Genomic DNA, 11,715 nt, shown 5'->3' on the forward strand with positions numbered 1-11,715 from the left:
GAACACCCCGAATCAGACGTATGAGCAAACTAAAACCGAGCTAATTGCTTAACTCGGTTTGAAGTGGAATACTGTCAATCTATTTCAGGACAAGACAAAATATTATTGTGCTTTTTCTTTCACATCAGCAGCACCTTGTTCTACTGCACCAGCAACATGAGCTGTTGCTTCTTTAGAGGCATTTTTAACATCTTCAGCAGCAGCTTCAGTTTTCGCAGCAGCTTCGTCAGCGGCAGCACCAATTTTTGCAGCTGCTTCATCCGCTGCTTTTTGAGTGTCAGATACTGCTTCACTAGTCGCACTATTAATATCATGACCTGCTTGTTCAGCAGCATTTTCAAGGTGTTCACCTGTCGTTGCACCTGTTTCAGGTGCTTTTTCTTTTGAACAACCCACTAAAGCAACAACAGCAGCAAGACCTAAGGCAATAAGTAATTTATTCATTTTCATATCCTTTTCGTTTTATACCCAAAAGTAGGGATTGGGCAAAATATAATCTACTTTGAATGTAAATCAGACTGCATTATTGTTAAAAAAATGTAATTTTTTATAAAAAACAGCGTGATAAAAAGGCTTATAAGCGGAGTTGCCTATAAGCCTTTAGCTGAGAATAGTCTGAGTGAATTACACACCAGAACGAATAATGTAATCAAAAGCAGACAGAGATGCTTTCGCGCCTTCACCTGTGGCAATGATGATTTGCTTGTATGGCACAGTCGTACAGTCACCTGCGGCAAATACACCTTTGACATTGGTTTCGTTGCGATCGTTAATCATAATCTCATTACGGTTTGAAAGCTCAACAGCAGTCTCTTTTAAGAAATCAGTGTTTGGTAATAAACCAATTTGCACAAAGATTCCTGCAAGCTCAACCGTATGTTCTACATCAGTTGCGCGGTCTTTATATTTCAATGCCGTCACTTGTGAACCATCACCCACAACTTCGGTCGAGAGTGCATTTAGGATCACTGTAGTATTAGGCAAGCTATGCAATTTGTCTTGCAACACTTGGTCGGCACGTAGTTTGGTATCAAACTCAACCAAAGTCACATGTTCTACAATCCCAGCAAGATCAATCGCAGCTTCGACACCTGAGTTCCCCCCGCCAATTACTGCTACACGTTTGCCTTTAAACAGTGGACCATCACAGTGTGGGCAGTAGGCAACACCGCGGGTACGGTATTCTACTTCGCCCGGCACATTCATTTCTCTCCAACGTGCACCTGTTGAAAGAATCACAGTTTTAGATTCAAGCTTCGCACCATTTTCTAAAGTGACTTCAACCAAGCCATTCGCAGTCTCATCTGCACCTTTGATGTTAGAAACACGTTGTAAGTTCATGATGTCCACACCGTACTCACGTACATGTGCTTCCATTTCAGCAGCAAACTTAGGCCCTTGGGTCTTTTGAATCGAGGTATAGTTTTCAATGTGCATGGTGTCCATGACTTGACCACCCATCCGTTCAGCCACGATCCCGGTTTTAATGCCTTTACGTGCGGCATAAATGGCAGAGGTATTTCCTGCAGGGCCACCACCAATCACTAAAACATCAAAAGCATCTTTGGCATTGAGTTTTTCAGCTTCTTTTACCGCTGAATTGGTATCCAGTTTGGCAATAATTTCTTCCAAGGTCATACGGCCTTGACCGATATGGTTATTGTCTTGGAACACCATCGGTACAGCCATGATTTTGCGTTCTTCAACTTCGTCTTGGAAGAATGCACCATCAATCATGGTTGCTGTCGTGCCCGGATTGTAAATAGCAATCAGGTTCAACGCTTGTACCACGTCTGGACAGTTATGACAGCTTAAAGACACAAAGACGTCAAAGTGAGACTGGATGCCCAAAGCTTTGATTGAAGCCAAAACTTCATCCGATACTTTGGGTGCATAACCTGAGGTTTGTAACAATGCCAAGATCAAAGAGGTAAACTCATGTCCCATCGGCAAACCCGCAAAGAAGACACGAGGCTCTTCACCGGCTTTTGCTACACCAAAGCTAGGTGCACGTGAGTTTTGACCATCAAAACGTGCAGTCACCAGTGGAGACAGTGCTGCAACTTCTTCAACCAATTCTTTGATTTTGTCTGATTTCTCAGAACCGTTCAAAGTCGCAACCAATTCAATCGGACCTTCAAGGCGTTCAAGAAGTGTTTTTAATTGAGCTGAAGTATTTTGATCTAACATTGTTAAGCTCTCCAAAGCAGTCTATAAATTTATTTGATAGAAGAATCATAGAGTGAATCTAAAAATAGATAAAACAGTTTGTTTTTATTTTAATAATCGGTTTTATAGATTTTAAGGTGTTTTCTTGAATCATTTCATAAAGCTATATAGGGAATTTAAATGATTTTTCAACTGATTCGCAGTTTAGTGAGCTGAAATTCGGTATGATCGATACAGTTAAAAATAGGGAAGTAACTGATGCAATTACAACGTGGTATTTATCAACATTATAAGGGGCAACTGTATCAAGTCTTACATGTGGCAACACATAGTGAAACTGAAGAAAAACTGGTGGTTTATCAGTGTTTATATGGTGATTACTCGATTTGGGTGCGTCCATTTGCCATGTTTGCTGAAACGGTAATGCTAGAGGATGACCGCGAGGTTAAGCGCTTTAAACTGATTCAAGAAGTATAAACGAAGCTAAGTAAGTAGAGGGGATTTGATGATGCATGCAGAATTTTTGAGTAAAGTATCGGCCTTATATCAACACTTTCAAGAACATGACAGTACGCAAACAGATCGCATCGCGCGCTTTCGCAATATTGAGCCTGAGTCTGCACAATTTTTGGCGCAACTGGTTCATATTCAGCAGCCTCAGCAGATATTAGAAATAGGAACATCAACTGGCTACTCAACCTTATGGTTGGCTTATGCAGCGCAACAAGTGAATGCTCGATTAACCACTTTAGAAATTGATGCTGACAGAAGTCAACAGGCTGCGAGTCATCTTGCAGATTTCAATTTATCCAATGGTGTTGAATTTTGGGTGGGTGACGCAGCTGAATATTTGAAGCAGTCGCAAGCCATCTTTGATTTTATATTGCTAGATGCTGAGCGTGATGCTTATGTCGACTATTGGCAAGATTTGAAACGACTAATGTGTGCTTCACGCGGAGTTTTGGTGGTTGATAATGTTCTATCGCATGCAGATCAAGTCACGGACTTCATCGCGTTTATTCAGCAGGACGAGCAGTTTAACTTGTCTACATTAGCGATTGGTGCGGGCTTGTTGGTGGTGACATGCAATCATGAAAAACAATCAGGATAAATCCTGATTGTTTGAGCTTCAAAAATTAATGAATACTTAAGCGTGTAAAGTGCAAATCATATTCTAAATATTTATGAACAAAGGCTGTTTTATTATTACATCGAACTAAGTTGTTATAAATAAATTCAGGCACAGGGTGGTACAGCTCGCCTGAACCATCGGCATAGAAAATTTTTAAATAGCGTGTGGAAGCATTGTATTTCCAAGATGTTACCGCAATTGTCCCCATAAGCGACTCCCCATTATTTACATGGAATCACAGCAATGTGGCTGCTTAATTTAAACTTATGCCAAACTTAAAAAGTGAAGTATTACAGTTTTGTAAATAAAAAAACCGTACATAAAGTACGGTTTTTTTAAGTGATCAATTAACGCATTTTCGCAAGGAAACGACCTACTCGGGTAATGGCTTCACGTAGTTCATTTTCAGCAGGTAAGAACACTACGCGGAAATGATCTGGTGTTGGCCAGTTAAAGCCTGTGCCTTGAACCAGAAGTACTTTTTCCGCACGAAGTAGATCAAGCATCAGTTTTTCATCATCTTGAATTGGATAGATTTCTGGGTCCAATTTCGGGAAGCAATACATTGCACCTTCAGGCTTAACACAAGATACACCCGGAATATCATTCAACATTTGCCAAGCGATATTACGCTGTTCGTATAAACGACCGCCTGGACGAATTAAATCATTGATTGACTGGTAGCCGCCTAAAGCAGTTTGAATGGCATACTGCGCTTGGTGGTTGGCACACAAACGCATAGAAGCCAGCATGTCCAAACCTTCAATATAGTCGACTGCACGAGACTTATCGCCTGTGATGGCCATCCAGCCTGAACGGTAACCCGCAATACGGTATGCTTTAGATAAACCATTGAAAGAGATACAGAGTTGGTCACCCGCTAATGCTGCTACAGAAACATGTTCAATGCCGTCATAAACAATTTTGTCGTAAATTTCATCTGCAAACAAAATCAAATCATGCTTTTTAGCCAATGCGACAATTTGCTCAAGCACATGACGTGGATAAACTGCACCTGTTGGGTTGTTTGGATTAATAATCACGATACCGCGGGTGCGTGGTGTGATTTTAGTCTCCATATCCGCAATATCGGGATACCAAAAGTTTTCTTCATCACATTTATAATGAATAGCTGTACCGCCTGAAAGATTTACCGCAGCCGTCCAAAGGGGGTAGTCAGGCATCGGCACGAGCATCTCGTCACCATCATCTAACAAGCCTTGCATGGCCATCACAATCAATTCAGAGACACCATTGCCGATATACACGTCATTGACATGCATATCTAAGATGCCTTTTTGTTGGTAGTACTGACAGATGGCTTTACGCGCAGGGAAAATCCCTTTTGAGTCGGTATAACCTACTGCATTTGGCAGGTTTAAAGCCACATCATTAATAATTTCTTGAGGGGCTTCGAAGCCGAAGGGTGCAGGGTTACCAATGTTGAGTTTGATAATCTTATGGCCGGCTTCTTCCATTTCATTGGCCGCTCGTAACACTGGTCCACGGATGTCGTAGCATACATGCTCGAGCTTAGACGATTTTTTTATTTCGCGTGGGGTGTGGAGAGTGTTCGGCATTTTGATGTTCTCGGAAAGAGTGGAGGTCACTTTTGCATAACGGTATAAATAGCTTTTAAATGTTTCAGTTGTCACCAAATCGAGATCATGTTCATCTCTGAGTAAAGCAACAATTTTTTCATGCGTAAAACCCACCTGTTGATATTGTTTAATCACCGGCAGTAGATGTTTAAAAATAACGCTCTTTTTTTGCGACATTTTTTAATCCTGAGCAAGAATGTCAATAAGACTAACACTAAATTTGCTCACAAAAAAGCATTTAAGAAAATAAATTGCTTACCATTTTTATAAATTGCTTTCTTTTTGCTTTTGTTGGAATTATAGGTCTTTTGTAAATTGTGAACTAAACACTAGAAATTTTAAGATGAATCACGTAAATATAGGATTATCCTATTTTAAATAGCAAGATAGAAAGGGACGTAATCATGGGAAAACTCAATAAAACAGACCGAGAATGGCAAAGAGAGTTATCACCTGACGAATTTCGCATTACGCGACAAAAGGGGACAGAACCAGCCTTTACGGGGAAGTATTGGAATACTAAACAAGCAGGCACTTACGTATGTCGTTGCTGTGGTACGCCATTATTTAACTCTGAAAATAAATATGACAGTGGTTGCGGTTGGCCAAGTTTTTATAAGCCACTCAATACGACTGTGATAGAAGAGCATCAAGATACAACACATGGCATGGTGCGTACCGAAATTGTATGCCATCACTGTGATGCTCATTTAGGTCATGTTTTTACAGACGGACCTGAGCCTACAGGTTTACGTTACTGTGTAAACTCGGCTTCATTAGAACTAGAAACACAAGAAAAAAGTGATGAGGATACTTATCCATGACCAACATTTATCAGTTTGAAGCGGAATTGTTAGATGGAAAAAATAAATCCTTTGCTGACTATGAGGGCGAAGTGCTACTCATCGTCAATACGGCCAGTAAATGTGGTTTTACACCACAATTTGCGGGATTAGAAAAAATTTATGAGCAATATCATGCGCAAGGGTTTGAGGTGTTAGGCTTCCCTTGTAATCAGTTTGGGGGGCAAGATCCGGGTAGCAATGAGCAAATAGGAGCGTATTGTCAGAAAAACTATGGGGTGACTTTTCCCATGTTTTCCAAAGTCGATGTTAAAGGCCCTGAAGCCCACGCCATATTCCGTTATTTAACCAATAACAGCAAAGGGATTCTCGGCAGCGGCATTAAGTGGAATTTTACAAAATTCTTGATTGGTAAAGATGGCAAAGTAATTAATCGATATGCACCAACCACCAAGCCTGAAGCGATTCAGGCAGATATTGAAAAAGCATTACAACAATAATCTGTTGATGTGTCGTCAGTGATGAAAGAGTAAGGCGCTTCAGTTGAATTTTGGAGTGATCCGCGCATGCCTTATGTGGAAACACGTCGGGCATGTGCAAGTCGTGCTTGTTATAAAGCCCATAGTCATCCGACATTTTTAATTGGAGCGGTGGATCAAGGCAACAGTATTTTCACTAGTCATTTTGGTAGAACACAACAAATAGACGCGCGTACCTTGGTATTGGTCCCTGCACATGTAGAACATGCATGTAATCCTGTTCCAGATCAGGCTTGGAGCTACCAAATCATGCATTTAGATGCATGTTGCTTGAACCAGTTATTACAAGAAACTGGATATGATGATACTTGTCATAACATTCCGCAGTTCAAGCCTGTGTTGTATAAACCGCCAAAGATGTATCAAGACTTTAGTTTCTTCAACAGTCAATTATTTGATACTGCACTGTCTTATTGGGAAACAGAACAAACTTTAATCACAACACTTACTGAGCTTTTATTTCCATATATTCAACTAGAATTGCTTGCTCCTCAACACTATGCACAGCAAGAGTTTAAGCAGCTTTTATCGATGATTCAGGATGCTGACGTGTTTTTATGATTAGATCAAATGTCGCAAGAAGTCCAGTTGAGTCGGTATGCCATTATTCGGCTATTTAAATCACCTTTAGGCATGACGTCGCGCGCTTATCAATTGAATCATAAAATTAATGATGCAGGAACCTTTTTAAAACAAGGAATGGATGTAGCGCAACTGAGTTATACACTGGGCTTTAGTGATCAAAGTCATTTTCATCGTGTTTTTAAAAGTTTAACGGTAACCACGCCTAAACTCTATCAAAAGCAGCATCGCGCAATTTTATCCAAGAGTTGATCTTAATTCGTCGTTAGGCTTGTCTCACTTTTAAAGAGAGATAAGTGATGGAGCTTTTTATTGTTATTGCTGTGACGCATTTTGTGGCTTTGCTTTCTCCTGGCCCCGATTTTTTCTTGATTCTGATGACGGCATTAAACAGTGGTCAAAGAAGAGTACGATATACAGTATTCGGGATTGTGGTGGGGAATGCTTTTATTCTAGCGCTTATTTTTACGTTACTGGGGTCGCTTGGGCATATTCATGCCTATGTTCTGATGTTGTTACGTGGATTAGGTATTGCGTATATGTTGTATTTATCTATACAGTGTTTTCGCTATAAGCATCATGAAAATGTTGATGTTCAAGCACATGATTCCACACCTCATCAAACTAAAATTCTATGTTTTACTCAAGGTTTACAGTCAAGTTTGCTGAACCCTAAAAATATGATGTTCTATAGTAGTTTGATATTGCTGGTTTATTCAAAATTTGATGTTTATACCTTGCTTTCAATGAGTCTCTGGATGGTGGCTGTGGTTCTGATGTGGAATCTATTGTTGCTTAAGTTATTGAGTTGTAAGCGCTGGAATCATTTTTTAACTCAGCGACTCAGTTGGCTTTATAAGATGTCTGGGACTTGTTTTCTTGGTTTTGCAATCATGCTCATGGTATCTGGAAGATTAAAAATAAGGGACATAGATTAGGGCTCTTATTTTCTAGAATTGATTAAAAGAAAACCTCCGTTATAGGGGGTTTTCTTTTTTTTAGATGAGCTTATTTATAAAATTGCTTTTAGGCGTTTAATCACCTGCTCACACTGTGCAAGATCTGCAACTAGCGCAAGACGTACATGGTTTTCGCCTGGGTTACCTTGCTCAGTATCGCGTGACAAATAACGTCCAGGAAGCACTTTGACATGTGCCTTTTCCATGAGCATTTTTGCAAAAGTTTCGTCATTATCTACTTTCAACCAGTAGTAAAAGCCTGCATCTGGTTTTTGTAGGGGAAGTATATGGCCCAATTCCTTTTGAAATAAATCAAATTTTGCACGATATTGCACACGATTTTCTTCAACATGCACTTCGTCATCCCATGCTGCAATCGAAGCCAATTGGTGTTGTACAGGCATCGCCGCACCATGATACGTACGGTATTGTAAATAAGGTTTGAGCAATGCCGAATCACCCGCTACAAAGCCAGAACGCATACCCGGTAAGTTTGAGCGCTTAGACAGTGAGTGGAATACGACACAGTTTTTATAGTCGTCTCGACCTATTTCAGCACAAACTTCGAGTAAGCCTACAGGTGCAGTATCAAACCAAAGCTCTGAATAGCATTCATCCGATGCAATCACAAAACCATATTGGTCTGACAGTGCGATTAATTTTTTGAATTGTTCTTTTGATAACACCGCACCAGTTGGGTTGCCCGGTGTACAGACAAATAACAGGGCTGTTTTCTCCCAGACTTCAGCAGGCACAGCATCAAAGTCACCGAGATAACCATTTTCTTCGGTGCAATTTACAAAATACGGTTTTGCCCCAGCAAGTAAAGCGGCACCTTCATAAATTTGGTAGAACGGGTTAGGCATCACCACATAAGGCGCGTCTTCACGATTCACCAATGCCTGTACAAAAGAAAAGATTGCTTCACGTGTGCCCGAAACAGGCAATATATTGTTTTCTGCACTAATCTGATTGAGTTGAAAACGACGGGCTAGCCAGTATGCAATACTGGTGCGTAACTCGGGTATACCTTTACTGTTTGGGTAGGTCGATAAATGCTGAAAATTATCTATAATGGCTTGTTTCACAAACTCGGGTGCAGGATGCTTAGGCTCACCAATCGAGAGTGGAATGAGGGGTAAGTCTGCGGGAGTAATATCCTGAAATAGTTTATTCAACTTTTCAAAAGGATAAGGGTGTAAAAGGGATAAACTCGAGTTCATGAAACAAAATACCAGTGTGTATTGTTAATGTTGACCACAGACCTGATTAGAGGCTTCATCTAAGGCTGATTTTAGTTGTGCAGCAAAAGTTTCAGCTTCAGTTTCGGTCATGGGTTGACCATCTTTTTTGGTGACAAAGAAAATATCTTCGGCACGCTCACCTAGGGTGGCAATTTTAGCAGAGTGAATATCTAGTCCTTGCATCATAAACAACCCGCCTACTTTGGCAAGTAAGCCGGGATGGTCGAGTGTTGCAATTTCAACCATGTTTTGTTGCAGTGCTTCATTCAGCGTAATATCAACGGTGTTTTCAATGTCAAAATGACGCAGCTGACGTGGTATGCGACGTTGCATGAGCCCAGGGTATTTATCTGAATTGGCTAAAGCATCTTTTAACGCTGACAGCACTTTGGCTTCACGTTCAGGGTCAGTTAGCAGCGTACCAAAGCGGTCAAGCACGACATAAGTGTCTAAGCTAAATGCTTTGGTCGCGGTAATAATACGCGCATCTTGTACATCCAAATTCATACGATCGAGAATAGCAACTGTTGTTGCAAACAGGTTGGGCTGATCTTGGGTATAAATAAAGATTTGTACTGCATCTTGAGCAAATTTACGCTGTGCACGCATTAAAACCAGCGGTTCAGGGTTGTCACCGTGCTTTAAAATAGCACGTGTGTGCCAAGCAATTTCATCAGCAGATTCTTTGAGGAAATATTCATCCCCCAGTTCTTGCCAGACTTTTTCGACATCATCTAGTGCAAACTCTTCGACCAGTTGTTCGCTGGCAGAAAATTTGGTGTCCTCGATAAGCATTTGATAGTCAACAGGACGGCCTAAACCTGAGCGAATCACGTCACGTGCATGGGTATAGAGCTGACGCATGAGAGATGCGCGCCACGTATTCCAAAGTGAAGTATTGGTTGCATTGATATCTGAAACAGTCAACGTATATAGATAGTCGAGATGTTCCATATCGCCCATTTTCTCAGCAAACGCTTTAACCACATCGGGGTCAGAAATATCTTTCTTTTGAGAAGTGACAGACATAAGTAAATGGTTTTGGATGAGCCATGCGACAAGGTTGCATTCGCGTTCGGTAAAACCATGACTACGACAGAATTCGATCGCATCGGTTGCACCTAGCTCACTATGGTCTCCGCCACGGCCTTTAGCAATATCATGAAAAATGGCAGCCAAATAAACAATGTCACGACGTGCCAGACGTTGGAACACCGAACTCACGACAGGGAAGTCCTTGGCAAACTCAGGTTCTTTGAAACGGTTTAAGTTGCGCAGTAATAATAAAGTATGCGCATCTACCGTATAGATATGGAACAAGTCATATTGCATCAGCCCCATAATCTGCCCAAATGCAGGAATATAGTTACCTAAAACGCCATAACGTTTCATTGCCACCATGGTTTCATATAAACGATGGGGTGAGCGAATGATGGCCATAAACAGGGCTTGATGCGCTGGATTATCTCTATATTTTTGGTCAATGCGTTTAGCAGCCAAAATTAACAAACGTAGCGTACGTGCGCGAATGCCTGTGATTTCAGGCCGATTGGCCAATATATAGAAAATTTCTAAAATAGCACTTGGGTTTTCAGAGAAAATCTTATGGTGTTGAACGGCTAGTTTGCCATCGACCAGTTTAAAATTTTCATTGATTTCCTCAATATTACGCTCATAGTTCGGTAGGCGTGGGGTAATCACAGATTCATTGAAATAAGCCAACAGCATTTCATTCAGCGTGGTGACTTGTTGAGCACTTCGATAATAACGCTTCATGAATTGTTCAATTGGATAATTCGGTGATTTACCTTCTTCACGCACATAGCCAAACTTTGCAGCAATGTCACGTTGATAGTCGAACAGTAAACGGTTTTCATCACGTTTAGTGAGGCGGTGTAGGTGATGACGAATTTCCCAGAGGAAGCTTTCGGCTTCTTCTAATACCCCTAACTCAAACTCTGAAATAAAGCCTAAGTGCACCAAGTCATAAATACGGTTGACGCGGAAATGCCGCTTAGCAATCCAACCAATTTGGTTAATGTCCCGAATGCCACCCGGCGCATTTTTAATATCGGGCTCTAGATTACTTTCCGTAAAGTTATGCTGTGCATAACGCTTAGCCTGTTCATCCATTTTTGCATCATAGAAGGTTTTGTCTGTCCATGTTTGCGAAACAATACGTCGCGGCCATTTGGCTAGGTGTTCATTGCCTGTAATTAAACGGGACTCAATGAGGGCAGTAGCAACAGTTAAGTCGGAGGTTGCTTGTTCAACACAGTTGGCAATGGTACGTACACTAATACCGGGTTTGAAATTGCCGACATCCCAAAGTGAGGAAATAAAGACAGAAATGAGCTTTTCTTGTTCTTCGCTAAACTCATCTTCAGACAAGATCATGATGTCTACATCAGAGTAAGGCAGCATCTCACGGCGGCCGTAACCACCGACAGCAAACAAACTTAAGTCTGTCTGATCGAGTTTTGCATATTTCCATAGGAAAATAAGTGCTTCATCGATCATATTTGAACGCGTTAAAATGACATCGCGGATGGATTGGCCATGATCAAAACTTTCTTGTAATTGATTTTCGACATCACTACGCCATTGATTAATCGCTTTGATGTCGTGATTACTGCTGACATAGTTAAGCAGTGGAGAAGTATTGATCATGAACCGTATCCGTATA

General features: G+C 41.0%; 11 protein-coding genes and 1 pseudogene. 6 read left to right on the top strand and 6 right to left on the bottom strand.

The window, feature by feature from the left end; genetic code table 11:
- Nucleotides 1-102: 102 nt before the first annotated feature.
- Nucleotides 103-444, bottom strand: coding sequence for a hypothetical protein (locus ACG9ZB_RS13875; RefSeq protein WP_004980136.1), 342 nt, complete (start codon nucleotides 442-444; stop codon nucleotides 103-105).
- Between the two features lie 180 nt (nucleotides 445-624).
- Nucleotides 625-2,190 carry an alkyl hydroperoxide reductase subunit F gene (ahpF, locus tag ACG9ZB_RS13880; RefSeq protein ID WP_419326350.1) on the bottom strand — a complete coding sequence of 522 codons (1,566 nt, stop codon included), beginning with the start codon at nucleotides 2,188-2,190 and terminating at the stop codon, nucleotides 625-627.
- A gap of 237 nt (nucleotides 2,191-2,427) precedes the next feature.
- Here ahpF and ACG9ZB_RS13885 point away from each other — a divergent pair, with 237 nt between their 5' ends.
- Together ACG9ZB_RS13885 and ACG9ZB_RS13890 are read left to right on the top strand one after the other, a co-directional pair.
- Complete coding sequence (locus ACG9ZB_RS13885) at nucleotides 2,428-2,646, top strand: DUF1653 domain-containing protein (RefSeq protein ID WP_419326351.1); 219 nt, start codon at nucleotides 2,428-2,430, stop codon at nucleotides 2,644-2,646.
- Between the two features lie 28 nt (nucleotides 2,647-2,674).
- A complete protein-coding gene (locus ACG9ZB_RS13890) occupies nucleotides 2,675-3,280 on the top strand; it encodes an O-methyltransferase (protein ID WP_419326352.1) in 606 nt (201 codons plus the stop codon).
- Between the two features lie 25 nt (nucleotides 3,281-3,305).
- Here the strand turns inward: ACG9ZB_RS13890 and ACG9ZB_RS13895 are convergent, their stop codons facing one another.
- The gene (locus ACG9ZB_RS13895; protein ID WP_004980128.1) at nucleotides 3,306-3,509 is read right to left on the bottom strand and encodes a KTSC domain-containing protein; all 204 of its coding nucleotides are present in this window, start codon (nucleotides 3,507-3,509) and stop codon (nucleotides 3,306-3,308) included.
- Nucleotides 3,510-3,648: 139 nt separating this feature from the next.
- Entirely contained in the window at nucleotides 3,649-5,079 is a 1,431-nt protein-coding gene (locus ACG9ZB_RS13900; RefSeq protein WP_419326353.1) for a pyridoxal phosphate-dependent aminotransferase, read from the bottom strand.
- 227 nt (nucleotides 5,080-5,306) lie between these two features.
- Here ACG9ZB_RS13900 and msrB point away from each other — a divergent pair, with 227 nt between their 5' ends.
- From msrB to ACG9ZB_RS13920, 4 genes and pseudogenes are all read left to right on the top strand, one after another.
- Nucleotides 5,307-5,726, top strand: a complete 420-nt coding sequence (gene msrB, locus ACG9ZB_RS13905; protein ID WP_005399615.1) for a peptide-methionine (R)-S-oxide reductase MsrB — start codon at nucleotides 5,307-5,309, stop codon at nucleotides 5,724-5,726.
- Nucleotides 5,723-6,205, top strand: coding sequence for a glutathione peroxidase (locus ACG9ZB_RS13910; protein ID WP_126036662.1), 483 nt, complete (start codon nucleotides 5,723-5,725; stop codon nucleotides 6,203-6,205). The genes msrB and ACG9ZB_RS13910 overlap by 4 nt, the downstream gene beginning before the upstream one ends.
- Before the next feature lie 66 nt (nucleotides 6,206-6,271).
- Nucleotides 6,272-7,078, top strand: a pseudogene (locus ACG9ZB_RS13915) (AraC family transcriptional regulator).
- Between the two features lie 47 nt (nucleotides 7,079-7,125).
- Nucleotides 7,126-7,764 (top strand): LysE family translocator, encoded by a 639-nt coding sequence (locus tag ACG9ZB_RS13920; RefSeq protein WP_419326398.1) that lies wholly within the window; start codon nucleotides 7,126-7,128, stop codon nucleotides 7,762-7,764.
- Between the two features lie 74 nt (nucleotides 7,765-7,838).
- On the opposite strand, the gene dapC is transcribed toward ACG9ZB_RS13920, so the two are convergent.
- Together dapC and glnD are read right to left on the bottom strand one after the other, a co-directional pair.
- On the bottom strand, nucleotides 7,839-9,008 hold the full coding sequence (dapC, locus tag ACG9ZB_RS13925; protein WP_419326355.1) for a succinyldiaminopimelate transaminase: 1,170 nt from the start codon (nucleotides 9,006-9,008) through the stop codon (nucleotides 7,839-7,841).
- A 24-nt stretch (nucleotides 9,009-9,032) separates the two neighbouring features.
- On the bottom strand, nucleotides 9,033-11,699 hold the full coding sequence (gene glnD / locus ACG9ZB_RS13930) for a [protein-PII] uridylyltransferase (protein ID WP_419326356.1): 2,667 nt from the start codon (nucleotides 11,697-11,699) through the stop codon (nucleotides 9,033-9,035).
- Between the last annotated feature and the right edge of the window lie 16 nt (nucleotides 11,700-11,715).

This window comes from Acinetobacter johnsonii (assembly GCF_048551975.1).
Lineage (GTDB): Bacteria > Pseudomonadota > Gammaproteobacteria > Pseudomonadales > Moraxellaceae > Acinetobacter > Acinetobacter johnsonii_A.

What these genes read in the sequence shown, in the direction of transcription:
- ACG9ZB_RS13875 (WP_004980136.1), bottom strand. Translation starts at nt 444, where the DNA reads ATGAATAAATTACTTATTGCCTTAGGTCTTGCTGCTGTTGTTGCTTTA.
- ahpF (WP_419326350.1), bottom strand. Translation starts at nt 2,190, where the DNA reads ATGTTAGATCAAAATACTTCAGCTCAATTAAAAACACTTCTTGAACGC.
- ACG9ZB_RS13885 (WP_419326351.1), top strand. Translation starts at nt 2,428, where the DNA reads ATGCAATTACAACGTGGTATTTATCAACATTATAAGGGGCAACTGTAT.
- ACG9ZB_RS13890 (WP_419326352.1), top strand. Translation starts at nt 2,675, where the DNA reads ATGATGCATGCAGAATTTTTGAGTAAAGTATCGGCCTTATATCAACAC.
- ACG9ZB_RS13895 (WP_004980128.1), bottom strand. Translation starts at nt 3,509, where the DNA reads ATGGGGACAATTGCGGTAACATCTTGGAAATACAATGCTTCCACACGC.
- ACG9ZB_RS13900 (WP_419326353.1), bottom strand. Translation starts at nt 5,079, where the DNA reads ATGTCGCAAAAAAAGAGCGTTATTTTTAAACATCTACTGCCGGTGATT.
- msrB (WP_005399615.1), top strand. Translation starts at nt 5,307, where the DNA reads ATGGGAAAACTCAATAAAACAGACCGAGAATGGCAAAGAGAGTTATCA.
- ACG9ZB_RS13910 (WP_126036662.1), top strand. Translation starts at nt 5,723, where the DNA reads ATGACCAACATTTATCAGTTTGAAGCGGAATTGTTAGATGGAAAAAAT.
- ACG9ZB_RS13920 (WP_419326398.1), top strand. Translation starts at nt 7,126, where the DNA reads ATGGAGCTTTTTATTGTTATTGCTGTGACGCATTTTGTGGCTTTGCTT.
- dapC (WP_419326355.1), bottom strand. Translation starts at nt 9,008, where the DNA reads ATGAACTCGAGTTTATCCCTTTTACACCCTTATCCTTTTGAAAAGTTG.
- glnD (WP_419326356.1), bottom strand. Translation starts at nt 11,699, where the DNA reads ATGATCAATACTTCTCCACTGCTTAACTATGTCAGCAGTAATCACGAC.